Source organism: Marinomonas algicola (genome assembly GCF_014805825.1).
In the GTDB taxonomy this organism is placed as follows: domain Bacteria; phylum Pseudomonadota; class Gammaproteobacteria; order Pseudomonadales; family Marinomonadaceae; genus Marinomonas; species Marinomonas algicola.
In genome coordinates, this window is the sequence record NZ_CP061941.1 from 645914 (window position 1) to 672353 (window position 26440).

General features: G+C 42.8%; 19 protein-coding genes. 14 read left to right on the forward strand and 5 right to left on the reverse strand.

The features are described from left to right. Positions 1–125 precede the first annotated feature (125 nt). From IEZ33_RS02895 to IEZ33_RS02940, 10 genes are all read left to right on the forward strand, one after another. Positions 126–1970 carry a hypothetical protein gene (locus IEZ33_RS02895; RefSeq protein ID WP_191602231.1) on the forward strand — a complete coding sequence of 615 codons (1845 nt, stop codon included), beginning with the start codon at positions 126–128 and terminating at the stop codon, positions 1968–1970. Continuing rightward, positions 1970–2926: a glycosyltransferase family 2 protein gene (locus IEZ33_RS02900; protein WP_240009615.1), complete on the forward strand. Its 957-nt coding sequence runs from the start codon at positions 1970–1972 to the stop codon at positions 2924–2926. Before IEZ33_RS02895 ends, IEZ33_RS02900 begins: the two co-directional genes overlap by 1 nt. After that, positions 2923–3309: a GtrA family protein gene (locus tag IEZ33_RS02905; RefSeq protein ID WP_191602233.1), complete on the forward strand. Its 387-nt coding sequence runs from the start codon at positions 2923–2925 to the stop codon at positions 3307–3309. Before IEZ33_RS02900 ends, IEZ33_RS02905 begins: the two co-directional genes overlap by 4 nt. Before the next feature lie 95 nt (positions 3310–3404). Beyond that, complete coding sequence (locus IEZ33_RS02910) at positions 3405–5018, forward strand: hypothetical protein (protein ID WP_191602234.1); 1614 nt, start codon at positions 3405–3407, stop codon at positions 5016–5018. 106 nt (positions 5019–5124) lie between these two features. Next, on the forward strand, positions 5125–6084 hold the full coding sequence (locus IEZ33_RS02915; RefSeq protein WP_191602235.1) for a glycosyltransferase family 2 protein: 960 nt from the start codon (positions 5125–5127) through the stop codon (positions 6082–6084). Between the two features lie 179 nt (positions 6085–6263). Continuing rightward, positions 6264–7346, forward strand: coding sequence for a dTDP-glucose 4,6-dehydratase (rfbB, locus tag IEZ33_RS02920; protein WP_191602236.1), 1083 nt, complete (start codon positions 6264–6266; stop codon positions 7344–7346). Between the two features lie 15 nt (positions 7347–7361). Next, complete coding sequence (gene rfbA, locus IEZ33_RS02925) at positions 7362–8243, forward strand: glucose-1-phosphate thymidylyltransferase RfbA (protein WP_191602237.1); 882 nt, start codon at positions 7362–7364, stop codon at positions 8241–8243. A gap of 17 nt (positions 8244–8260) precedes the next feature. Then, a complete protein-coding gene (rfbC, locus tag IEZ33_RS02930; RefSeq protein ID WP_191602238.1) occupies positions 8261–8794 on the forward strand; it encodes a dTDP-4-dehydrorhamnose 3,5-epimerase in 534 nt (177 codons plus the stop codon). A gap of 48 nt (positions 8795–8842) precedes the next feature. Next, positions 8843–9718: a dTDP-4-dehydrorhamnose reductase gene (gene rfbD, locus IEZ33_RS02935; RefSeq protein WP_191602239.1), complete on the forward strand. Its 876-nt coding sequence runs from the start codon at positions 8843–8845 to the stop codon at positions 9716–9718. A 64-nt stretch (positions 9719–9782) separates the two neighbouring features. Then, a complete protein-coding gene (locus tag IEZ33_RS02940; RefSeq protein ID WP_206696896.1) occupies positions 9783–10760 on the forward strand; it encodes a glycosyltransferase family 2 protein in 978 nt (325 codons plus the stop codon). A gap of 3 nt (positions 10761–10763) precedes the next feature. Here the strand turns inward: IEZ33_RS02940 and IEZ33_RS02945 are convergent, their stop codons facing one another. From IEZ33_RS02945 to IEZ33_RS02955, 3 genes are all read right to left on the reverse strand, one after another. Then, positions 10764–12143: a tetratricopeptide repeat protein gene (locus tag IEZ33_RS02945; protein ID WP_191602240.1), complete on the reverse strand. Its 1380-nt coding sequence runs from the start codon at positions 12141–12143 to the stop codon at positions 10764–10766. A gap of 175 nt (positions 12144–12318) precedes the next feature. Further along, on the reverse strand, positions 12319–14349 hold the full coding sequence (locus tag IEZ33_RS02950) for a CHASE2 domain-containing protein (RefSeq protein ID WP_191602241.1): 2031 nt from the start codon (positions 14347–14349) through the stop codon (positions 12319–12321). Positions 14350–14351: 2 nt separating this feature from the next. Further along, complete coding sequence (locus IEZ33_RS02955) at positions 14352–16028, reverse strand: FecR family protein (protein WP_191602242.1); 1677 nt, start codon at positions 16026–16028, stop codon at positions 14352–14354. A 555-nt stretch (positions 16029–16583) separates the two neighbouring features. Here IEZ33_RS02955 and IEZ33_RS02960 point away from each other — a divergent pair. Further along, on the forward strand, positions 16584–17279 hold the full coding sequence (locus IEZ33_RS02960) for a Crp/Fnr family transcriptional regulator (protein ID WP_191602243.1): 696 nt from the start codon (positions 16584–16586) through the stop codon (positions 17277–17279). 354 nt (positions 17280–17633) lie between these two features. Here IEZ33_RS02960 and IEZ33_RS02965 read toward each other — a convergent pair whose 3' ends face one another. Next, positions 17634–19898, reverse strand: a complete 2265-nt coding sequence (locus IEZ33_RS02965) for a glycosyltransferase (RefSeq protein ID WP_191602244.1) — start codon at positions 19896–19898, stop codon at positions 17634–17636. An 8-nt stretch (positions 19899–19906) separates the two neighbouring features. Further along, positions 19907–21145: a glycosyltransferase family 2 protein gene (locus IEZ33_RS02970; RefSeq protein WP_191602245.1), complete on the reverse strand. Its 1239-nt coding sequence runs from the start codon at positions 21143–21145 to the stop codon at positions 19907–19909. Between the two features lie 446 nt (positions 21146–21591). On the opposite strand from IEZ33_RS02970, the gene IEZ33_RS02975 reads away from it, so the two are divergent. Genes IEZ33_RS02975 through IEZ33_RS02985 form a run of 3 tightly spaced genes read left to right on the forward strand, consistent with a single transcriptional unit; the run spans position 21592 to position 26307 of the window. Beyond that, positions 21592–22407 carry an ABC transporter permease gene (locus IEZ33_RS02975; protein WP_191602246.1) on the forward strand — a complete coding sequence of 272 codons (816 nt, stop codon included), beginning with the start codon at positions 21592–21594 and terminating at the stop codon, positions 22405–22407. Then, complete coding sequence (locus tag IEZ33_RS02980; protein ID WP_206696897.1) at positions 22397–25216, forward strand: ABC transporter ATP-binding protein; 2820 nt, start codon at positions 22397–22399, stop codon at positions 25214–25216. Before IEZ33_RS02975 ends, IEZ33_RS02980 begins: the two co-directional genes overlap by 11 nt. Next, the gene (locus IEZ33_RS02985; protein WP_191602247.1) at positions 25213–26307 is read left to right on the forward strand and encodes a PIG-L deacetylase family protein; all 1095 of its coding nucleotides are present in this window, start codon (positions 25213–25215) and stop codon (positions 26305–26307) included. The genes IEZ33_RS02980 and IEZ33_RS02985 overlap by 4 nt, the downstream gene beginning before the upstream one ends. Positions 26308–26440: the final 133 nt, after the last annotated feature.

The window sequence follows — 26440 nt, forward strand, 5'->3', positions numbered from 1 at the left end:
ATCACGTGCTGTTTATTGATTACCTAGTACTAATAATCTAGTACTAATAATCTAGTACTAATAAGCACTCCCTAGGGGAATTGGAATGGCTGGCCTATAACGCTTTAGTTTATTTGAGAGGAAATATGGAAATTATTCCTACGGTTTTGGTTTATCTGCAAAGTTTGCTATTGGTTGTGTTGTTTTATTCTGTTTTTTACATGTCAGGGCATGTGTTAAAACAACAATTTTACGGGGCCATGTGCGCTCAAGATAGGCCAGCAAAAATAACGATTATTGATCTGTTTTTTACGGGTTTTTTAGGCTTTATTCTTTTTATCAAATGTGCATTTATTCTGGCATTGTTTGACGTTTTTTACGCGGAGCCTTTGCTTGTCTTAGCTTTTTTGATGACAGGATGGTTTCTATTTAACGCAAGAAAAGACAACAGAAACACGAGAAAAGACAATAGGCGTCGATTATCCTTTCATTTAGGTCATGGCTTAACCCTGATATTAATGCTTATTTTAGGGTTGAATGTAACCGGACTGCTTTTTGGTGCGGATGACCTGTCTTATCATTTGCCTTATTCACGAGCTTTTGTCGAAAATCATGGATTGGTTGTGCAAACGCACCTTATTTATCCGTTCCAGACATTAGAAATTAATCTTCTTTATGCTTTTGGTTTAATGGTAGGCGATGAATTTTTTCTAAGAATGTTGAACTTTTCTTTTATGGCCGTTTTAGTTCTGATGGTTTATGAGTTAGTGCAACAAAAAACCAATCCTTGGATTGCTTTCATTGTTACTGTTACCGTTTATTGTTCGACAAAAATTCAATCTCTATCGTGGGTTATATACGTTGATTTTGGGTACGCTTTATTTGCTAGTATTGCCTTTGTTGCATTCGTAAAATGGCAAGAGGCGACCTCGAAACGAGAGTCTTTATATTATTTAGTTGTGGCCGCTTTAGGCATTGCAGAAGCCGCGAGCACTAAATATTTCGGTTTAGTGTGTGGCTTACTTGTCTTTGTATTTTTTATGTATTACAGCAAGCAAAAAATAAAAGAAGCGACTGTTTTTTTGGGCGTATGTGCGTGTTTTGGTACTTGGTGGTATATCCGCAATATTGCGTTATCGGGTAACCCAGTTCATCCTTTTTTAAGTGATGTTTTTGGGTTTTATATATGGAATCAGGCGGATTTAAACTCAAACCTTGCCGAATTAAGTACCTATGGAACCGCCGAATCCTTCAATCATTATTTTAAACAACTTAAAAAAGCAACTTTCGCCTTTTCATATTATTTTTATGCCAGTTTTTTAGTGGCTTTATTTTTTAGAATAAAGCAGCCTCAAAATGCATTGGTAAGAATAAACTTCAATCTTGCGCTGATGACGATACTGTTTTCTTTATTTTGGTACTTTTCAGCGCATATTGATCGTTATCTATTGCCTGTCCTAGGTACAGCGTGTGCATCTATCGCGATATCAATGTATTTGTTATTAAGCGCGCTAAAAATTGAAAATAAAATTTATACAAAACTGTCCGTTTTTCTTGTGTGTTTTTATTTTGTATTACCCAGCATAAAAAGGGATGTGAATCGCTTTATAACCTACCCTGTACACCTACAAGAAGCGTTTTTGTCTGATGTCATCACGGGATACAGGTTATTAAAGAAAGCCAATGATTTAAATTTTCCGAATAGACGCATATACCAAGTTGGTTTTGCTGATAAAGCCTATTACTACAATGGTGTAGCGGCAGGGCATTGGACAGGGGAAGCTCGTTGGTCTGGCGTCGCATCTAATGTACCCGATGGTAGGTTTCTGATGAAGCCAGCAAAGGAACTAGTGCGTTATCTAAAGGAAAATGATTACAGTGCGATAGTATTGGTTGCTACGGCTATTTTTGATAGAGACGCGTTCTTGCTAGAATTTGATATTGTATTCGAAGATGATTTTGGATTAATTGCTGTACCTAAGGATTTATGATGAAAGTATCCGTTGTTATACCTTCATATAAGGTTAAGAAATTTGTATTAGAGGTGATCTCCCAAATTGGTCAAGAGGTAGATCGTATTTATGTTGTGGACGATTGCTGCCCAGAACACAGCGGTCAATATGTAAAAGATCAGTGTCAAGATAAACGAATAAAAGTCGTGTTTCATGAAGTGAATCAAGGCGTTGGTGGTGCGGTAAGCACAGGGTATAAGGCCGCTCTTGCTGATGGCATGGATGTTGTGGTGAAGGTAGATGGGGATGGGCAAATGGACCCAACGTTGATCCCTAAATTTATACAGCCGATTATTGACGGGCAAGCGGATTACACAAAAGGCAATCGTTTCTTCAATATAGACGATGCCAGTGACATGCCAAAAGTACGCTTTTTTGGCAATATCGCGTTATCATTTTTAACAAAGGTATCAAGTGGTTACTGGAAAAGTTTTGATCCGACTAATGGGTATACGGCGATTTCGACGAAAGTCTTGTCACTGATTAATATCGACAAAGTCAGTAAAGACTACTTTTTTGAAAGTGACATGTTATACCGTCTTGGTATTTATCGAGCAAAGGTTGTTGATATCCCCATGCTGGCTAAGTACGAAGATGAAGAGTCAAACCTAAAGATTAAAAAGATTTTTTTTCTGTTCCTAAAGAAAAACATCCATAATTTTAACCGCCGCATTGTATATAGTTACTTTATGAGGGATTTTTCAGCGGCTTCGGTAGAATTACTGGCAGGAACCTTTGCGTTTTTCTTTGGGGTTATTTTTGGTGCTTATCACTGGGGTGCCTCATCCTCATCAGGAATACCCGCTACCAGCGGAACAGTGATGATATCAGGTCTGTCGATTATTATTGGCCTGCAGCTCTTGCTCTCATTTTTAAATTATGACATTGGTAATGTACCGAAAGAAACATTACACACTAAGTTAAAAGACTTATGAGTCGGCAGTTCCTACTGTTTCTGCTCATAGGTGGGGTTCAATATGCATTGGACGCGTCCACGTTTGCTTTATGCATTGTGTTTGTTTCGGCTGAGGTAGCCAATGTCTTCGCTCGATTTATTGGAGCCATGTCGGGTTATTTTTTAAATGGTCTATTTACCTTTAAAAAACTAGACAGCAAACAAAAAATCGCGCCTAAAATATTGCTTAAGTTTGTCCTGCTTTGGTGTGTTATGACACTGCTTAGCACCTTCATGATTCAGTACTCTATCGGCTTTTTCGAAATTGAACGTTGGCATTGGGTTGTTGGGGCTAAACTGCTTGTTGAGGCTGTGCTGGTTGTGTTGAGTTTTTCTTTGCAAAAATTTGTTGTGTATCGATAGTATCTTATTGTATTCGATGAGGCGTTAATGCAAGGTATGCAATGTATCTGTTAACAACACTCGCTTAGGTTAGAGTGTATCAAGGACTTTTTATCATGAAAGTGTGGCCAACCCCCATATTTTACGCACTGGCATTAGCGTCGTTCTTAATTTTCTTTAGTCAATACAGTGCCTTATCCTGGGGGACCTTCTCTGACGACGACACTCATATGTCACAACTTTCTCTGTCTTACGGTTGGTTTGCGCCTTATTTCACTCCGGAAGTGTATCAACAACTTTCTATTGTTCATTTTACCCCTGTTGTATTGACACTCTATAAAGCCGTTTTGACTTGGTTTGGTTTTAATAATGTGGCGTTTATTATTGTGCAGCTAACGTTAATCTCTCTTATTGGCTTTACTTCAGCGTACTTATGTTCCAAAAAAACACAAAATGGCCTTGCTGGCTTTGCGTGTTTATTGCTCATATACAGCAACATGAGTGTGTTCCCTATGATTAGTCGTTTTTATACTGTCCACTATTTGCTAGGTGCTCTTCTATCGGTGGTCATTTTATTGCTCGTCTATCGAGCTTGGTATGCCAACAAACTCAATAATTATGTTTTTTTAACGTCGCTTTTTATGCTTTCGTTCTTTGCTTTATTAAGTAAAGAAATTTATATCATGTTAATCCCTTTACTGTGGTGTGTATTTTGGCGGATAAAAGCATGGAAGGCTTTTGCTCTAGTGAGTGTGTCGTTACTCACGTATTTCTGCTTACGTTTTTATATGCTTGGCGTTTCAGCTGATGGACGGGATGGGGAGGGCTTTGTTAGCAGCCTGTTGTCCTTATCGCTTGACTCTTGGATACGCTTTCTGGCCTGGTATGTAACGAATAAATGGCTAATTTGTCTTGCGGCTTTTATGGCGCTATTTTTTGCACCCAAAAAAATGCTTATCTACACCATGATGGCGGGTCTGTTTGCGGCACCATCTTTAGCTGCGCCGCATGCTTTTCAACATCCTGAGCTTCATGGGGACAGAGTTTTTTTTATGTTCGATTTGGCGCTTTCAATGGCCTCTATCCTAGCTGTTTTTTCAAGTGATAAGACGCGTATTCAGAGGCCATTGGCGCTTCAATATGGGGCGATTTGCCTGCCTTTAATGGCTTTGGTTTTTATCCAGCGCCATGAGCTTGTCTTATTTTCAAAAAGCCAAACCAGTACGCCATGGTATTTCATTAATGAGCAACTAATGCATCGGCTTGAAAAAAGACCAACCGTCGTGTTGACGCCTTTGGGTTATCTTCAAGGAGAAATCATGAATATATACAGGCTTTTGGGAAATGATTGGTTAGAAATAACGCAAAACTGCCAACAATTCATGGAGCAAGCGACGTTAAGTACAGCAACGTCATTTTTGGCATTTGATCAAGCCGGTCAAAGTATCTCTGTAACGCAAGTCCAGAAAAATTGCCAGCCAAGCCAGAATCACGTTAATATAAAAAAACCGCCTACTTTTGAGGACGGTGTCTTGTCTTGGTCTCTTGATTCTTCCAATGCAGAATCGGTTGGTATTTTGTTTCCTGATAGAGGCATTGCTGTTGGTGCGGCGGTATTCAAACAACGGCTGGTAAGGCCCAAGCCAAACGAAACCTATCAAGTCTATAAAAGAGAGCATGGGAACTCATGGTGGTTTTCAGACATAATGGCAATACAGGTTATTGAATAATTAAGGTGAGTGTTAGTAAAAACGTCACTCCCCAAAAGGCTTTTTATGCGAATCAACTGGTTCGTAAAAGTCATCATTCTGATTTAAGAGAACCCATTTTCTGTATATGAAAAAAATCACGATTCTTTGTCCCGCGTTTAATGAAGAAGCTGGCATTCAGTCCTTTCTTTCAGTACTAGACAGTACGCTAGAACCATTGTCTGCAAACTACCTGTTCCATGTCGTTATTTTAAATGACGGCTCTACAGATAAAACGGCGATGGCTGTCAGTCAATATGACGCCAAAAACCTTTCTATTACCTTATGCAATTTTACTCGAAACTTTGGAAAAGAAGCGGCAATTTATGCGGGCTTAGAGCGTTACTCCTCGGATGCCTATATTGTGATGGATACCGATTTACAGCATCCGCCAAGCTTAATTCCTCAAATGCTAGAATATTGGGAGCAAGGTTTCAAAGTGGTTGAATCGGTTAAAAGCGCACGTGGTAAAGAGTCTTTGCTCTATAAACTCTTTAGTACGGCTTTTTATAGAGGGCTAAGTCTACTAAGCTCTTTAGAGTTAGAAAATCACAGCGACTATAAACTACTGGATAATGAGATAGCCGAACACATTAATAAACTACCGGAAAAGCAACGGTTTTTTCGCGGCTTGGTCGAATGGCTGGGGTTTCCGAGTGTTCAAATTCCCTTTACGGTTCCAGAAAGAGAAGGGGACAGCTCTTCTTGGAGCGCATTAGGTCTATTCAAATACTCTATTCATAACATTGTTTCTTTTACGTCTGCCCCTTTACATCTAGTAACGCTAATTGGTTTTTTAATGTTAATCATTAGCAGTATTATAGGCAGTGTATCACTATATCAATGGGTTATAGGCGTTGCCGTGACAGGCTTTACCACGGTGATATTGCTACTGCTCTTTATCGGCAGCATACTCATGATTAGTTTGGGCTTAATTGGCCTCTATCTTGCTAAAATCTACGATGAAATTAAAGCACGACCAACCTACCTTGTTCAAAATGAAATCAACTACCCTCTGAAACAGAGAAGCCAGGAGGAGAGTCCGTAATCCAGTTACGCTTCAAACACGCATTTTCATTCTCGATGAGGTCGCCGATAGACTCCTTGCACGGATCCTAAATTTTTGCAGATAAAGAGGACACTTATTGTTCTCTTCAGCACAATAAATACAGGCGATTTATTCTCGTTTCAGGTACAATCAAGCCTTTATTTTTTGAGGGATGGGTCGTGAAAATACTAATCACTGGCGGTGCGGGTTTTATTGGAAGTGCATTGGTTAGATATATACTTTCAGAAACTCAACACAGCGTTATTAATGTCGATAAATTAACCTATGCAGGCAACCTTAATTCTATCCCTGACGCGTTACAAAGCAAAGATAGATATCGTTTTGAGCAATTGGATATTTGCGATTCGACCGCGATACGTAAGGTGCTTCAAGAGACTCAACCCACGGTTATAATGCATTTAGCGGCCGAAAGTCATGTAGATCGCTCCATTGATGGCCCTGGTGATTTTATGCAGACGAATATCATGGGGACGTTTGTTCTACTAGAAGAAGCCAGGCAGTATTGGTCTACCCTAGAAGGGGCGGCCAAAGCCGATTTTCGTTTCCATCACATATCAACAGATGAAGTGTATGGTGATTTGCCTCACCCGGATGACGTTCAAGGTGAGTTGCCTCTTTTTACTGAGTCTACCTCTTATGCACCAAGCTCTCCTTATTCAGCCAGTAAAGCCAGTTCTGACCACTTAGTACGAGCGTGGCAGCGAACCTATGGCTTACCTACCATCATTACGAATTGTTCTAATAATTATGGCCCTTATCACTTTCCTGAAAAGCTGGTGCCGCATATCATTTTAAATGCACTGGCGGGCAAACCTTTACCTGTGTATGGAAATGGTTCGCAAATTCGTGACTGGTTGTATGTAGAAGATCATGCAAGAGCGTTATTTACCGTAGTGACACAAGGTAAAATAGGTGAGACATACAACATTGGCGGCCATAATGAAAAACGCAATATCGAAGTGGTACGGACCATCTGTGCATTATTAGAAGACATGGTTCCCACTAAGCCTGCAGGTGTCGATCATTATCAAGATTTGATAACATTCGTGCAAGATCGTCCAGGTCACGACGCCAGATACGCCATTGATGCCAGCAAGATGTCCGCAGAATTAGATTGGGCACCGCAAGAGACGTTTGAATCCGGCATTAAAAAAACCGTCCAATGGTATTTAGATAATGCCACTTGGTGGCAACAAGTATTGAATGGCGAATACCAATTAGACCGTTTAGGTAAAGAATAATTCTAAGGTGAAAACGTGAAGAATCGTAAAGGTATTATTTTAGCGGGAGGGAGTGGTACCAGGTTGCACCCGCTTACATTAGGTTGCTCAAAGCAACTGATGCCAATCTATGACAAACCAATGATTTATTATCCGCTTTCCGTGTTGATGTTGGCTGGTATTCGTGAAGTCTTGATTATAACAACCCCAGAAGATCAGCAAAATTTCAAGAAAGTGCTCGGTGATGGGCAGCAATTTGGTATGTCTTTAGAGTATGCCGTGCAACCTTCGCCAGATGGATTAGCGCAAGCGTTTATTATCGGTGAAGAATTCATAGGAGAAGATAATGTCGCGCTATTATTAGGCGATAATATTTTCTTCGGTCAACGCTTTTCAGAAATACTTCAAGAATCGACTGAGCAGCAGACAGGCGCCACCGTCTTTGGTTACCATGTGACCGACCCTGAGCGTTTTGGTGTGGTCGAATTTGATGACAAGGGAAACGTTTTGAGCATCGAAGAAAAGCCACAAGAGCCACGTTCTCAATACGCTGTGACGGGCATGTATTTTTATGATAACGATGTGATTGACATTGCCAAGACGATCAAGCCTTCTTCTCGTGGAGAGCTGGAAATTACCGATATTAATTTAGCGTATTTGAAACGCGGTGATTTAAAGGTGTCGTTATTGGGACGAGGCTTTGCATGGCTAGACACGGGAACGCATGACGCCTTACTGGAAGCAGGGCAGTTTGTGCAAACCGTTGAGCATCGCCAAGGCTTAAAAGTCGCCTGCCTTGAAGAAATTGCGTTCTTAAAAAAATGGATTACCAAAGAACAATTAATTGAAGCGGGTACGCAATTACAGAAAACCGGCTATGGTCAATATCTATTGAAAATTGCCAACGGCTACCGATAAACAAACGGGAAAAAATAATGCAAGTAACCAAAACAGCCGTAGACGGAGTGTTAATTATCGAGCCAAACGTGTTCGGTGATGAAAGAGGCTTCTTCTTAGAAAGCTTTCAAGAATCCCGTTATCAAGAGTTGTGTGGCATCACCGATCGTTTCGTGCAGGACAACCATTCGCGTTCAGGCAAAAACGTACTCAGAGGCCTTCACTTTCAAAAATCAAAGCCCCAAGGCAAATTGGTTCGAGTCGTTCGAGGGGAAGTGTTTGACGTTGCGGTCGACATTCGAAAAGGCTCTCCGACCTATGGTCAGTGGGCTGGAGTGATGTTATCCGAAGAGAATAAAAAACAATTTTGGGTGCCACCTGGTTTAGCGCATGGTTTTGTGGTGTTGTCAGAGGTCGCCGATTTTGAATACAAGTGCACAGATTATTATGATCCCAGTGACGAGGGATGCCTTATTTGGGATGACCCTACGGTCGCGATTGAATGGCCTAAGGGAATTCGCCCTGTTTTATCAGAGAAAGACAAATTAGGTTTAAATTTCGTTGATTTATAATGGTTATAAATCAAGAATGTTGGTGTATTAAACTTCAGAGACAGTGGTATGAGAATCTTACTAATAGGTAAAAATGGTCAATTAGGTCGCTCTGTCACAGAGCAATTCAATTTATCTAATGTGGATAATATGGAATTAGTTTCATACGACTCGTCTGAATTTGATATCACTAATAAAGCGCAAATGGCACATCGAATTTTACAAGATAAACCCAATGTTATTATTAATGCCTCGGCTTACACTAAGGTTGACCTAGCGGAATCGGAATGTAAAGAGGCCGATAAGGTTAATCATCTCGGTGTGAAGGCGTTAGGAGAAGTGGCGGCGGCTCATACTATTCCAGTCATCCATGTGTCGACAGATTATGTGTTTGATGGTGACGCTGTATTTCCTTACAAACCAGACGATTCAACAAACCCTCAAAGCGTCTATGGTAAAACAAAGCTAGCAGGTGAAGACGCCTTACAGCAAGTAAACCCTCAGCACCTTATTATTAGAACCGCTTGGGTATTCAGCGAGTTTGGTAATAACTTTGTTAAAACCATGGTTCGCCTATCCGATAAAGAAGAATTGAGTGTGGTGGCCGATCAATATGGTTGCCCTACCTACGCCGGTGATTTAGCTAACTGTTTATTAACCTTATGTCAGGCAATCCAGGTTAATGAAGTCCAATGGGGTGTATATCATTTTGGAGGGGATGCAGAAACCAGCTGGCATGGGTTTGCAAAGACGATTTTTTCTATTGCACAGAGCCAAAACCGTATTAAATCAGCCCCAAAAGTCAAGGCGATTAGTACTGAGGAATACCCGACCCCGGCTTCAAGGCCTCAGTATTCATCATTAGATTGCCAAAAATTAGCGGTATATGGTATTCAGCCTTCAAATTGGCGTCTAGCACTAGTTAACATTTTACCTAGCGTTTAACCGAAATGATCTTTTTTAGCCTCTCTATTTTGCTTGTTCAGCTGCGTTTTATAAAGGGGACGATATGACCGTAGGTGAACCTAACATAGAGAGACACAACTCTTATCTGCCATTTTCGATTGTCATACCGACCTATAATGCCGGACCATTATTTAAACACGTTGTGGATAGTATTCTTAGATCGAGCCAACGACCTGAGAAAGTCCTAGTCATAGATTCAAGTTCAATTGACGCAACAGCACAGATTGCAATTGATGCAGGGTTTGAGTTGATGAGTATCCCTCAGGCTGAGTTTGATCATGGTGGGACTCGTAATTTAGCCTTATCTAAGGTCAATACAGAGGTTGTTCTGTTTATGACACAAGACGCCATTCTGCAGCATGAAAATACTCTATTACGTTTGTTAGTATCGTTTGAAAACACTCAAGTTACCGCGGCCTATGGGCGTCAGTTGCCCCACTTGAATGCTAAACCATTGGGTGCATTTGCAAGATTACATAACTATCCAGAGGACGGTTATCTTACGAGTTTAGAGTCGAGCCGTCCTAAGGGTATCCAGAAAATTTTTATGTCTAATTCTTTTGCGGCCTATCGTTATTCGTCGCTTCAAGCTGTTGGTGGCTTTCCTGAGAAGCTAATATTAGGTGAAGATTCCTATTTGGCTGGAAAGTTGCTTTTGGCTGGTGGCAAAATAGAGTATGTGAGTGAGGCGTGTGTGCAGCACTCTCATAATTATTCGTTAACAGAGGAATTTAAGCGTTATTTTGATATAGGTGTTTTTCATAGAGAGCAGCATTGGTTGTTAGAGACATTTGGAACGCCAGAAAAAATGGGTTTTCAGTTTGCTATTAAGCAAACCCATTTTTTAATTCGTCATAAACGGGCGTATTTGATACCCTATTCAGGGCTTTCTCTGGTCGCAAAATACCTTGGTTATCGCTTGGGAAGGTCATATCGGTCTTTGCCACATAACGTCAATGTCCTTTGCTCAATGCATAAGAAATACTGGCATAATAAATCGACTTCCAAGCCGTCAAATTAAACGTTAAAAGCTAAACGTTAAACCAATGTCTGCGCTTTTAGACTCTGTCTCAAACAAGGATAGATTGCTGCTTTGTTCTTGATAGTAAACGCCAGATTGCAGCATAAGGCTATTGGTTAGTGGATAGAAGAAACGCAAAGACGCGTTCGTTGTGTTCGTATTTCGTGTCTCATTGTTGCTTAAAAGGGGATTATACCCTTTTTCATCTTCTGTGGATGTGAAAGATACCTCAGATAAGAAGATGCCTTTCCCTAGGTTTTTTTTCCATTGCAAATTGACTTCTTTAATAAGTCGGTCACCACCAGGTCTGTTCTGTAATGACTCGTTGTGGGCCATGGAAAAAGAAAAATCAATTTGGTTGTTGGCTGGCCCACAAACAGCGCCCCATTTAAATTCTAAATCGGCTTCGTTAGATTGTGACTGATCAGGAAAGTACAAAGAGCTGAGTTCAGTGGCCACATAGGTGGAGCAACTTTCTTGTTTCCAGTAGCGATTAGCGCGGCTTGAAGAAGATAGGTAAAGGCCTTTTCCACCAAAAAAAATGTATTGTGAATCGATATCCCAAATAAAGGATCCATCTTCTAAAATTCGCTCTCTTTCATAGGATACGCCAACAGATTCAGTATCGACGCGCTCTAAGTCACTTAATCGACTGGCGGCACTAATGGATAAACGGCTTACCCCATTTTCCGTTAAGGCCGTCCTGTGCGTCGAGGCATTAATTCCTTTATAGTTTCCTGGTATCGGTCTAGAGTTCTTGTCGAGCCTAACGATTATGTCACGATCATCAAAGGTAAGAATTAAATCCTTTAGGTTAGCAACCCCGTTCAGGTTATTGTGATAACCGCTTGATAAGGCAATCTTATTTTGCCAATGGACTCTTTGTTGGTTCCATGTCTTCCCACGTTCTGTTAACGGTTCTCGTAAATAGCTCGGGAGATCCTCACGATTAAGTACCTGCTGATTCACTTGTATCGCAGCCAGCAGTTGATCCGAGAGATACAGTGCTTCAGCGTAATCTATCAGGGCACTTCCATTATTTGGGTCAATCAATAAGGCTCTCTCTAAGTTCTCAATTGATTGTGCCGTCAGTCCTGAATGCAATAGAGACGCGCCATATAAGGCAAAAAAAGCCGAGTCATTTAAACAGAGGTCGAGCTGCCTGCCAAGTTGGTGTCTAAGGTCAATCCACTCCTCAGTTGTTGGCTGGGCATGAATGTTTGGTAATGTTGGGCAAGAGGCATGGCCCTTTGTAGAGGTATCGGCGAATAAGGCTGACGAATTGAAGCCTAGGCCAATGGTCACCGTGATTGCCCCAAATAAAGAGTGGCAACTGAAATAACGAAAAAAATGATGTTTTAATAAATGAGGCGGCTTCTGCATAATGACGAATTATCCCGTAATCATGCCTAGTAGGTAAACAAAAAAATCGTAAGATGTGGAAAAATCTAAAGAAAATGTTAAGCCAATAAGAAAAGGAGTGGAATACATCTGTTTATAATCACTCTGGCGGTGAGATTATAACAATGAAACCCGTCTTTAAATAAGTTGGTTAGGGTTAATAATGTTTGCCGCCAGAGATAACACGCAAAGGAGTAACTTCTATGTTGTCACTAGGGTCTGTATCGTAGAGTTCGGCTGTATGGATAATTTTAGGGGCAAACAAAATATGGGGTGTGCGTAACCCATCAAGTAAATAGGAACCTTGTGATTCTAGTTCTTTATTGCTCAATGATCTTGCGGCGCACTCACCAATGAGAATAGGTTGAGCCAACTCCTGAGTCATTTCTTGGATGCGTAAGGTAATAGTAACAGTATCGCCTAAAATAGTATGGCTTCGTCGATGGGAAGGGCCAATTGAGCCAACTAGGGTCGGGCCTTTTTCAATGGCGATGCCAAGCGCCATTGGCTCAAGGCCAGCGGGAGGTCGACTTGGGATAACGGTTGAAATCATAGCTTGCAGTTCATTGGCGGCTTTTAGCGCCATAGTGGCCGCATCACTTTTATCGCACGCCCAGCTAGATAAAACAGAGTCGCCCTTAAACTCTTCTACTTGACCACCATTTTTTTCAATGATTTCAGAGGCCTGCACAAAAAAGCAATGCAATAGCGCGGCGGCTTCTTCTGGTGGTCTTGATTCTTCATAGGAAGAGAAGTTACGTAAGTCGGCGCACATCAAGACAAGTTCTGAGCGATGCGCTTCAACAGCACCGCTTGGCAAATTAAAAGCAATATTATGAGCCGCTTGCCCTGGTAGATAACTGCTTAAGTTATTAAACACTCGTTGCTTTTCTACTCGTACTCGTCCATGTTCAAGCAGCGCTAAAAAGCTGGCTGCAATTAACGCGTAAGTAAAGGGGATAAACCAACCTAGCCAAATACTGGATTGCAGAAACTGCATGTGTGTTATCAAGGTAACAACCGGAAGGATAACCGCCGCTAAAGGAAGACCAATGGCAGAGGATCTGTTTCGGCTAGAGGCGAGAAGCAATAAAATAGCGGTGATTGCAAAGCACTCAAATAACCAAATTATATTGGCGTTTGTCGGTGTGTAAGGCGTGTCACCATCCAAAAGACTCGTCAGTAGGCGAGCTTGCAACTCAACACCTGGCGTGGCGCCAGAATGGGGGGTTGGTACAATGTCACCTAACCCAAAAGCCGTGGCCCCGATGAGAGTCCAAGCACCATCAAGTAAATTGCTCGGCGCTCTATTCAGCAGGACATCCGCCGCCGAAACGACTTGAAAGGCATCTGGCTGTAATGAATAAGAAATTCTTACATTACCCTCTTTGTCTAAAGGTATTTTAACGCCAAAATAAGATGGAAAATGAAGGTTCCATGCCGGGGCAAAGAAGCCGCTACCCTTAGCAATTTGAATCGATTTTTCCGATTGTTTATTTGGAAGGTTCTGTAACAAGGCTTCTAATGATAATGAAGGATAAACACGACCTTGCACACAAATCAGAGGCGGTTGTTTGCGAATCATACCGTCAGCATCTACGATAGGGGTAATATGGCCTTTAGGAAGGCTAGCAAAAGTGGCGTGATTGGCTAAATAATTTGATGTACTGGGCAAGGGGGGTTGGCAGCGCATACCAGCCAGCTCACCAGACATGGTGCCTGTTTGGATGCTATTCGTATTCCCAAGGACGGGCACTTGCGCCAATACACTGTTATGTTGTTGCAATACAGAAGCAAGTAGGTCATCGCCGTTTTTTGACTCAGGCAAGACAATATCATACAGCTGCAAAGCCGCTCCAGCCTCGCCAAGTTTATTAGACAGCTCAGCAAGAACGTCTCTAGGCCAAGGCCAAGGCCCTATTTCAGAGAGACTTTGTTCGTCAATGGCGACAATAGTGACTCTTTCTTCAGTCTCGTTAGAAGGGAACAGAGTCCAGCCTAATGAACCGAATTTTTCTTCTGTAGAGTAACGCCATTCGCTAAAAAATGTGCTTAGAAAAACCGTTAGCATGCCAGCCAAAGCAACCACTGCAATTTTTGTCGCTATGGGAGGCATATCAAACACAGAAAGCGTATTAAGGCTCTCAGACTTTGATGCGGTGATAGGGGAAGCGTTCTTAAAAAACATCGTTAAGGTCTGCCATTCCAATACGTTAGACCTTCAATGGTTCCAAGGTCAATTTCCTTATTGAAAAGATAGCTTGCTTCCGTTCCGTCAAGAGACGTTGCACCACTAATACGTGTTCCATCACTGTTGCTATTAAAAAAACCTTTATTATTAATTTGTCCGGAAGACTGTATTGTCGTCTCATCCGTAAGGGTATGACTCAGAGATAAACTGGTATCAAACGTATTGTTATTAAAGTTAATGTTTAAACGGCCATCAGAAACTGACATAAGTTCTTTTCTGCCATCAATATTAAGCACCGCTTGAGCATCGACCAGATTGAATCGAACATCACCTAAGTTTGGCTCAACGGAATCGCCATTTGAACTGTCTCTGTATAAAACATACTCAGTCGTTCCAATTGTCGCAGAACGACCATCTACTATTTCTGACCTTATGGCAACGATACGGTCTGTGTTTTCAGTTTGATTGCTCCAGCGCCCCCAAACTAATTGCCTTTTATTCAGTTCGTCTGTATTGGTTGCTGTTGATGGGACATAGTTATCTGGTAGAGGTGAGATGCCTCCAACCTCATTAATAACTTCTTCTAAACGGTCTTTTTTTAGATCGGTTATTGAGTCTGTGTCGTCTTTCGAGTCCAAATCAGACGATGGATTTTTAGTGCTGTCATTCGAAGGGCTATAAGTGACGGTAGGTGTGGTGCTAGAGTCCACATCGCTAACGCTTTCATCAGAGAGGTCACTGTCTTCAGTGTTGCTACTGTCTTCAGTGTTGCTACTGTCTTCAGTTTGACCTGTGCTCTGTGCTTTTGAGCTGGACTCGTTTTCTGAAGCGTCGTTATCAGTGGTATTTACCTCATCAGTGTTTGAGTCAGACTTTCCATCTTCGCTGGCGCTGTCTTCATTGGTGCTGTTGTTATCTTCATCGGAATGGCTGTCGGAGCTGTCTAATGAAGAATGGCCATTGGACTGTTTTTCCATCAGCTCAGGCACAAACTTACTGGATAAAGGCACTAGGATGGGTTTTTCTGATAGGGCGCTCATTTCAAGCAGTTGTTTTGATATATCATCCAATTCAACAGAATTTGTTTCGCAAGGTCCAAAACCATCACTCGAACAGAGGTCAGAAAAAGGCGCGACGACAATCGCACCTTCATTAACGACAGCCTGTACTAGGTGGCTTTTTGCACTGACAACAAAGTCTGTGCCTCGTACACCAATCGCAGCGATAGGCGTATTTAAACGAAATTTATCGCGTGCCGCTTTAGCGCCTTTGCCGGAGATAGATCGTGCCACACCTTTAGATAAATCAAATCGAATAACAGATGCATTAGGATTGGTTTCATCATATTGATAATAATCAATCGCTAACTCGCTATTTGGTCTAACACTGACCATGGCGTTATCGATAAAACGAATGTGGACATGGCCGCCATTTGAGGTAGTGATATGATCGCCTTCAAAAATCGGCGTGCCACTTTTGACTCTAATGTTTTTCTTGTTCAGTGCCGTGTTGGATAAAAAGGCTTTGCCAATGACAAAAGACACATGGCCTGCGGGAGCGTCTGTTTGTTTTGCAAAAGTCATAGAGCAGATTGAAGCCAATAACAGCACAGATAAGGATTTTTTATACGCAAAAAAACTGGTATAAAATTTGTATATGTTTCCTATGGTTTTCATCGCTATATGACCTCAGGGCAATAAAATGGGTAATCCGCCCCCAAGCAACGTAAAAATGTTACTTGGTTTATTGTAAAGGCGACATTACCGAAAAAAATTATAGGATGAATCATACTCTTTGTAATGTAAAAGAAAGTGATGGCAATCACATCCTGTTCAATAAAAATGGTGAATGATGAAACTCGATATCAGCAATAGCAGGCCGTGGGCGACTGAAGTGTTTGTGTGCGAGTTTAATTCCCCATAATGAATTATGTTACTCGGTGTCTTGTCATGATAGGTGTCTTGTCATGATAGGTGTCTGCCATAATGTTTCCTCTCGTGTCTTAGTGGTCTCTGATTAGTTGTCACTGGTAGAATGCGGTTTTGTCGGCGCGGGTCGAGTTTTGTGGCGAGAGGCAATTTACGACCTCTTGTGCGGCGGTTTTTTGCCTATATTAAGGGCCCAACGGAAAGTCTATTCTCCGTTCGGCTAATGAATGGTAAATGGCAATGTAGGTGAGTTAGAATGGTGTCTGCATAAATGAGTGCGAGCAAATGCGTAATGAGGTGTAAATGGCCGTTTCAAAAGAGCTGTTAAAGCGTTTTGAAATTTTAAGTGATTTATCTGAGCCAGCCTTAGATTCTTTAGCTTCTTATGCGGTTCTTCGTAGTGTGGGGCGTCGCGGCATAGTCATCACGGGGGGGCAACGAAGTGACAGTGTCTGTTTTTTATTCGAGGGACGTTTGCAAGGAGTGGATTTTACGCTGGATGGCCGTGAGGTCGGTTTGTATTTTGTTGAACCCGGAGATTTTTGTGGCGAACTGGGGTTGTTTGACGAAGAGGGCCAGCCTGAAAGTGTGATTGCGTTGGCGAAGTCTCAGGTTGTGGTGGTCCCATCCTCAGCCATGAAATCTGTGTTACAGGAAAGTTATACGCTAGTAGAAAAAATGTTTGTTAGGATGGCTGGTCGAGTGCGTCAGTTATCCGCGCAACGGGCCTTGCTGGGTTTGCCAAGCACTACCGGACGGGTTTGTGGGCAGTTATGGATGATGTTAATGAAGCAAGAAAAAATAAATAAAGAGGAAGGTGTGATCTTAAACCCACCCACCCATCAAGAATTAGGCATAATGCTTAATCTAAGTCGGGAAACCGTGACTCGCGTCTTCCAAACGTTGCAGTCTAAGGCCATTGTGAAGCGAGATGGTTCGGCGAGACTTGTGATTCTCGATCCGGATGCCTTGAAAGATTTGGCCGAGTCTAAGGATTAACGCTTTCTAAAAAGTGTCAGATCGTCTTTAATGGATGGCTATCTTATTTCTCATTGTCGGGATAAATCCCGACCGCCATGGAGAGTGTAGGTCAGTCTTCAGGCTGACTCTTTTGGTGCTTATGTAGGTCAGTCTTCAGGCTGACTCTTTTGGTGCTTATGTAGGTCAGTCTTCAGGCTGACTCTTTTGGTGCTTATGTAGATCAATCTTCAGGCTGACTCTTTTGGTGCGTATGTAGGTCAGTCTTCAGGCTGACTCTTTTGGTGCGTATGTAGGTCAGTCTTCAGGCTGACTCTTTTAGAGCCTGTTATTGAAACAAGTCCCAATAACAGGCTATTCGTGTGTGGTGTTAATTTATTTCACCAGCTTTTCTTTTATGCGTCTTTGTAATGTGTGAGGGATCAGCTTTACAACCCGGCGAAGGATTTTCATTCCTCTTAGTGTATACAACAAGTTTAAAAGCCCAACCCGAGCTTTATCCTCAAGGGATTGCTTTGGCTTCCGTTGGGATAAAATGCTGTCAATCCAATCTTTTATTTCAATCGTGGTGAGTGTATCAATTTTAGTCAGATTGATTGGTTTTGTCAGTGCCAAATAATGTGTTTTATAGTGAAAGCTGTTTTCTGTAGATGGAATTTTGCTAAGGTACTTTGTTTGAGCCTGTCCCATAGACCCTTTGCTTAGTTGTTCTTTCAATTCTAAAAAGACAGTGGCAAAAGTGTGGGTGTCACTTTCCCATGGCACAATCCAGGCTTGATCATTTTGATACAAACGTTCAGGGAAGGCGCCGATATCGGGGGCAATAATGGGAAGTCCTGATTCAATGGCCGTACTGAGTGTATAGCTAAATGTTTCCGGCCAGAGGGCGGTGAACCAAATGGCATCGACTTGATGGTTGAGTATCTTGTCTTCAATGGATGTTAATAAATTACTTTCATTGTACCGGCCTTCAACATGCAAATGGCTATCAGGCAGGGTAAGTAGATTGCGATAGGCGTAACCAGTTAAGGTAAATTGAATGTCTAAGTGATTGTTTTTACAATGAACGGCCAGGTTTTCTAATAAGTCCGCACCCTTTATTTTGCTTAAAGCGCCAATCACTAAAACATTCAGTGTTTTTCCATTGTGATCGCTAGAGAGTTGTGGTGAAACGGTTTTAAAATCCTTTCTAAGGTGTTTGCCTTCTTGATGGTAGACGGTTGTGACCTTCGCTTCTGGGAAATAATGTAAAAATCTTTTTCTCGTGTCTTCGCTTGGCGCAAAACACAAGGTGGCTGAGGTTAAAAAGTCGCGAAACTGATTTCTCCAGTTGACAATGTCTGCACTGTCCTGCGGTAAATTTCTTTTGATGCAGCTATTGCAGGCCTCAATACCTTTTTCTTTGCAGTATTGGTCTGTTTCATCGGTTAATGACACTTGTGGGCAGGCCATATAGTAGTCATGAAGGCTAACAAACCAAGGTAAAGAAAGTTGGGTTCCTAACGTCTTAATCCATTCAGGCAATCCAATGAGGTGGTGATAGTGCAATGAACCTATAGGGAGGTTCGCTAATAAAGAGAGCAACGCGTCTTTGTCTTCTTGTTCGTGAAAAAATAAGCAATAATCTTTTTCTTCTGGGCAAAGTGCCGCGTCATGAGTGTGTACTTGGGAGAGTGTTAAATAGCCCGGTTTAGACGTGCTTGGCTTTAGCATGAGAGAAGCGGCTTGCGGCTTTAATTCATCGCTCAGCTCTTCAAGAAAGCGTAATGTCCCGCCCCCTCGATTGTGTGATACATGAACAATGATCGGTGTCGTCGAACACTTTAAGCTGGCGAGCCAGACCCGTTCACGGAAAGGCTTGGCCTTGTCGTCAAATATATGTTGTTGGACCTGCTGGTCGTAAGTTGGGTGTTTTGCGGTCAGCTTACCTAATGCCGCGTGCTTTAAATCATTGTGTTCATCACCAAAGCTGACGTTTCCGGTGTGTAAGACAAAAGTATCGAGAGCGAACTTGTTGCACCACCCAGCTTGAATGACTCTTTGGCAAAAATCATTCTCTTCGCCGTAACCCTTGCCAAAGGTGTCTACATCAAAGTAACCAACAAGGTCTAAGCAGGCGCGACGAATAAACATGCAAAAGCCAACACCGGTTGGAATGTCAATGCTTTCACCCGCATTACAACGAGCAAACACCTGATCCAATTCGGCTACGCTCCAGCTTTTAGGGAAGGCATTGTCTTGACAAAAATTGGGGTAACTGCAAATGGTGGCGTTATTGGAAAAAGGCGTTACCGTACCGACATTATCGGAAGCGTAAGCACAATGTACGATTCGATCTAACCAATCGTTGGCGACAACAGTATCACTGTTTAGAAGTAACACATCGCGTTCAGGGTGCTGTTGCATGCCTCTGTTGACTGTCGCAACAAACCCTAAATTTTCTTCGTTAATTAACAGCGTGAATTTGCCTTTTGCGGCTTCTTCTTTTAAGTAAGCGCTAACCGCCGGTTCAGGAGAGCAGTCATCAATTACTATGATTTCATAATCAGTTTTATAGTGAGCGGAATAAACGCTTTCCAAACAGTCCTGAACGTCTTTAAGTCCTTTATAGACTGGGATGATAATATTTACTGGTGTCATGTGGTTACTCAATTAATTAAGCTCTTTATCTTGCTATACAGTCGCCAAGTAAAAGTAGACTTGAGATGATTCAATTCCTTCTTTGTGGAAATAAGGGAATGATCTAAATTCTCCACTTGGTTTCTTAAATCTTCTATTTGACTGTTTGACTCTTTTATTGCAATTTCTTGTTCTGCGATTATCGTTTGATAATCAATGTTCTTTAATTCTAAAGTATGAATGTCACGGTTTATTCGCTCAATATCCAAATCTTTTGCTTCAATAACGCTAATAGCATGCTGGTATAAGTTATCTAGGTGGTCGATGTTATCATCTTTTGTTTCAATTGTATTAATCGCGTTTTTATAGAGTGACTCTAAATGCGCTATGTTTTTATCTTTTTGATGGATGACTGTTAGTGCGTGAGAGTGTTGTTCGCCAATTTTATTAAGTTGTTTTTGGTTTTCTTCTTGGATTGAGTGAATCTGTTCTTCTGTGTCAGTGTTGGCTTGTTGGATCAGTAGCGCGATTTCTGTAGAGGAAAGCGTTGGCAGCCATTTATGATAAAGGCTGAGGGCGGCGGCATTCGCTAAGGTATGATCATGAACACCAGAGGCGCCTTCATGGAGGCGATAAATGGCTGAAATCTCTGGGATGTGCTTGAATTGACATTTTTGCTGTATCTGCAACCAAAAGTCCCAGTCTTCAAAAAGATCAAATTGAGAGTCGAAACGCACACCTTCGTCAATCCAGCGTCTTAAAAATAGGGCGCTCATAATAGGGATGAAGTTATTTCTGACAAGGTGTAGTGGGTCAAAGGGGGTTTCAAATATGGATAAAAGGTGCTCCTCACCGTCATTATCGACTTTTACCGCTTTGGTTGAGCTGTAAACCACGCCCAAAAGGGATTCTTGGTTGTTCGCCGCTGATTCTGATAAAGGCAAAGCCAAAGTCTGCAAATGATGTGGCAGCCAATAATCGTCATCGTCTAAAAAGCAAAGAAAATCCCCTGTCGCGTGCTCTAGGCCCATATTGGCCGCCGCGGTTCGTCCAATGTTTTTTTCAAGTTCAATCAGTTTTGTGGTTAGGTTAGTGGGCAGCTGTTCTATAAGAGTTAAAACCGATTTGCCGCCGTCATTAATCACCACGATTTCGATAGGTCGATAGGTTTGTTTAGCGATAGAATCGATGCAATGACGTAAACTCTCTGCCCTATCCTTGGTTCTCACTATTACACTCACCAACGGCTGTGATGTAATGGCTTGCATTAGACTCTCCTAAGTAACTGAAAAAATAGCGAAAAAAACGCACGAAATCACAAGCGTAAAAAAGGGCTTGGGAGTGAAAAAAAGTAAACAGGTTTCCGAATGTAAATGAATCTTAGCCGTCGTATTCTACTGCGTTAACACGTCAGTTTACAAACCAGTGAAAACATCGGTTCAACATGTTCAAACATTGACACTTTTTTATCTGTTGAAGAAAAGCTCGGCGTTTAACGGTATGGATCTAATTTACACTGTTTGCTCATTTTAATGAATAAACAGTGTAAAGGATTCTAACCTGCTCTGAGCCTTCAATATGTGCATAGGGTCACATTTAGACAAAAAATCGTAAGTGGATTGTAATGCTATAAGTCGCCTTATTGCGTGCTTTATAGCATGGTGTTAAGGTAGCCGACTTCATTTTGGTCAGTTTTTTAAGGTTCGAGGGTGGTATGCTAAGAGTTAGATGGACGAAAGAATATCTCTTCCCCATTAAACATAAGGAACTGCTCTTTCAACTCATAAAGCGTGAAGTAAAACAAAAGTTTCAAGGCTCATGGCTGGGGCTTGGTTGGGCCTTGTTAACACCGATCGCGATGTTGGCGGTATATACCTTTGTTTTTCGTTCTGTATTGAAGGCAAAATGGCCAGGTAACGAAAGCGCGACCAATGCTGAATTTGCCTTGCAAATTTTTTCAGGACTGCTGGTGTTTACTTTTTTTGCGGAAGTGGTTGGGCGAGCGCCAACCTTAATATCGGATCAGCCAAATATGGTCAAAAAAGTCATTTTCCCCTTGTCTATTTTGCCATGGGTAAATGTAGGTGCCTCGGCTTTTTTTGCGCTGATTAGCTTGGTGGTTTTGGCGTGCGCGTCCATTATATCGAAAGGGTATGCGACCGAACATGTATTGGCGTTACCGTTAATTGCGGTGAGCTTTTTGCCGATTTTACTGGGGTTAGGGTGGTTACTCTCATCATTAGGGGTTTACCTAAGGGATTTAGGGCATGTAGTGGGGTTGGTATTAACGCCCTTAATGTTCTTGTCGCCTATTTTTTACCCTATCACGGCGTTGCCCGATTTTGTGCAGAGCCTTATGGTGTTTAATCCATTGGCGTTAATTATTGAATCGATTCGAAAGGTTGTGCTAGAAGAACAATGGCCAAATTTCCTAGCACTAGCCTGCTATTTTATCGTCAGTGGTTTTGTCGCGCTTGTTGGCGCTGCGTGTTTCCATAAAACGCGCAAAGGCTTTGCCGATGTACTCTAAAAACCGTGCATTACAAACAAGCGCTGAAGAAAATCAAGCCGACGCCCAAGAAAATCAAACGAACGCTCAAGAAAATATTGTTATGTTGACTAATGAGAATAAAAGTGAGTTGGCCGTGTCCGCTGATGACGGTGCCGTAACAGAAAGCAATCGGCCAAATAACACTTCAGAGCCGTCTAACCTTGATTTTGCGTTACGTGCCGTTGAGTTAGGCAAAACCTACCAACTTTACAGCACACCCTCTGACCGATTAAAGCAAATCCTTTTTGGTAAAAAGAAGCAATACTTTAAAGAATTCAGCGCCTTGAAAAGCATTAGCTTTGATTTACCTAAAGGCGAGGTCCTAGGATTGGTTGGCCGCAACGGTGCGGGTAAATCAACCTTACTGCAACTGATTTGTGGCACATTAACACCGTCACAGGGTGAATTGCAGGTCAACGGTCGTATTGCGGCTCTGTTGGAGTTGGGGGCAGGGTTTAACCCTCAGTTTACCGGGCGTGAGAATATTTACTTAGCCGCCACTGTGATGGGCATCAATCGACAAGAAATTGACGCCAAGATTGAAGGTATTATTGAGTTTTCAGGCATTCGCCCTTTTATTGAGCAGCCTGTGAGTACCTATTCAAGTGGTATGTATGTGCGTCTGGCGTTTTCGGTTGCCACCAGTGTTGATCCGGACATTCTCGTCATCGATGAAGCCTTGTCTGTTGGCGATGGTGATTTTGCCCGACGTTCTTTTGAGCGCATCATGTCAATGAAAGAAGCGGGTAAGACCATTCTTTTTTGCTCCCATTCTTTGTATCAAATAGAAGTGCTTTGTACTCAGGCCATTTGGATTGAAAAAGGCTCAGTTCGAGCCACAGGGTTACCCAGTGACGTAGTACCGCAATATCAAAGCTTTTTAGATCAATTAGGGGATTCCGAAGAACAGTCGAAAGCTCAGCTTAGAGAAAGTAAGGCGCAATCCATCCTAAATGAGCCGGCGCATGGGGCAGAAGACGACACGTTATCCAACAAAGAGCTTAACCTCGGCACACTGGAATCAGATTCGACCGTAACAGCCGGTGACGCGAATAAAGGCGTCGCGAATAAAGAAGGGCGGTCGTCTCAAAAAGAAACGCCAACCAGAGAGCTACATAAAGAAGGCGATGTAAATACCGGTGTAGATAACAATCTAGATAATGACAGAAAGAGAGACCCAAAGGCCAGCCAGCAAACCGGCGTAGGTGCTCGTCTTACTCGTGTCACCGGAACGATCTGCTCGCCTGATGGTCAAACGACATCTGGAAAAATACTCAACCTAGAAAGTCGAGTCACCAATCTAACCATTGAGGTGGAATTTCAATCCTACTTAGCCAATGAAATGCCTCAGGTGGCGTTAGCCATACACAGTGCTGGCGGCCAACTGATCACCAGTTGCGGTTGTTGGGTTGATAAGGTCACGCCCACACTCGATGCCGATGGCAAAGGCTATATTCAAATCCATTACCCTAACATGCCTCTCTTTAAAGGCACTTATTACGTGGGTGTGCTCTTGTTTTGTGATCGCGGTTTATTTTTACACGATGAAGCGGACCCCGCGATTACCTTGCATGTCTCTCAGCCAAATCAAGAGCGAGGCGTGGTTTACATTCCCCATTCTTGGCATGCTGAAACCATCAAATCAGGCGTCCCTTCCGAAAGTCCTTCTGAAGACGCAGCGCCCTTACCTCAACTCAATCCATCTCGCTGGCGTGCAGAAGACGCCATGATGGTGTCTCAACAGCAATTGTTCTCCTTGTTTGAACGTTGTTTTGGGCATGCCGTATCCGCTCCCTTGTGGCGCTGGAAGTACCAGCATACCGTATCACCAGGGGTCGCCGTGTTAGAGCAAGAGCGTCTTGTGGCGTTTAACGGCGGTATGCCTCGCTTAGGGCTGCTTTTTGGTAAAAGCAGTCACTTTGTGCAAATGGGGGACATTATGGTGGACCCCAAAACGCGTGGCGTATTAACCAAAAAAGGCCCGTTTTATGTGGCCGTTCAAGCGTATTTAGAGAACAACATTGGTGAAGGTAAGACCTACTCTCATGGTTTTGGTTTTCCGAACCAGCGGGCGTATTTAGTCGGTAAAAAACAAGGGCTATACCATGATATAGACACAGTATTAGAGCCTCATTGGCCCATGGTGTATCAGCCAACAGACAGCAGTTTGATGGACGACAGCGGCTTGCTAAGCCCAAAACCCGAGGTCGTACTAGAGCCTTTAGTGTGGTCGCTTGACCCGAGAGAAAATGTAAAAACCAATTATCAAATTGATCAACTCTGGCTAAAAATGTCAGCGTCAGTCAGTCATGTCGCTATAGGGAACCGTGATAGTCAATGGTTGCAATACCGTTATGGTTGCAAACCAGGGAACGATTATACACTCTATTGGGTGCGTTCTTCCGAAGAGGTGGGTGACGTTAGCTTGTCCACGCCAGATGCGCACGCTAATGAGCCAAATGAAGCCACTCTGTTCGGTCTTATTGTGGTGAAACTTCACCCAGATCAGGGCGTTGAGCTACTCGATTTTGTCGCTGAGCCACACCATGCCCAATTGATCATTGCCGCCGCGCAAAGGTTAGCAGGCAAGTTGGCGCCAAGTTTAACCGCACCATTTGATCTTTTTGCTTGGATGACCCCAAGTGTTATGGCATGGTTTGATCAATCCAATCCAGATATTAGAACCACGTCCATCACTATTCCTGGTTGTGCCCTTGACCGTCAGGAGCATGCCCTGCAAATAAAAGGGAAGTGGTGGTTGCTTGGTGGAGACAGTGACTTTCGATGAACAATTCAAATGATTCTATAAAGAAGACGAAAACCGTGCCGAGTTTAGAGCAATTTTTTATGCCATACAGCAGTCAGTCATTATTGCCTGGGAAAGTCATTTCAGAAGGCAATGCGCCGGCAAAGCGGGTACTGGTGTTGGCCCCTCACCCTGACGATGAAGTGTTTGGTTGCGGAGGGGCGGTATCTCAGTTGGCCTCCATGCACGCCGAGATTAAAGTCTTTATACTGACCGATGGCTTAAGTGGCTTGGCGGCGAATGATGGCAGAGGGTTAAAGAGCGCTGGAGACGGTGTCAATATCCGTCGTCGAGAATCCATTCAAGCCGCGCATTGTCTGGGTACACCTAAACCCACTTTCTTAGAGCGCCAAGATGGCGGGCTGATGCAAGATGCCGATCTACTCAAGGTTATTTTGGCGGCGTTAGGGGATTATCAGCCAGATTTGATTTTATCACCCTCAGTCTGGGAAATGCACCGTGATCACAGAGCCGTCGCGCATGCGGGGTTGGCCTTGGCATCTCAACTGCCCAGTGTGGCCAACGTGGCCATGTACGAGGTAGGCGTTCCCTTGATACCGAATGCCTTTATTGACATCAGCGAAACGGCCGCCAAAAAATCCCGAGCCATGCGCTGTTTTGAATCGCAAAATACCCAACAGGCGTACGCTGAACAAATCCAAGGACTCAACCGTTACCGCAGTTACACCTTAGGGATGAACGTAAAGTACGCCGAAGCCTACCATATTGTGGCGAAAGTGAATGTGGCGGACTTTATGCAACAGCACCCGACCGACATTAATAATCAGGCCTTGTTCCAAGCTGAGCAAAATCTAGCCGTGTTTCAGCAACAGCTCCAAGCGCAAGCGCAAGAAATTGAACCATTAAAGCAAGCGTTAGCCGCATTAGAAGAGGAAAACACCGGACTGATGCAGGCGAATCTTCATCAACAAGAATCGCATCACTCGGATAAAGAGCATTTAGAGAACGCCCGAGTGACCCTATCTCAACTAGAGCAACAGCTTTCGACAATGGAAAACACCCTAAGCTGGAAGATGACGGCCCCGCTACGCTGGATTCGCCGTTACCTATAAATAATGCATAGGTCGGGATTTATCTTTAATGTGTAGGTCGGGATTTATCTTTAATGTGTAGGTCGGGATTTATCCCGACAAAAGTATTCTCATACGTGATGTTGTCGGCCTGAAGACCGCTCTACAGGTCGTA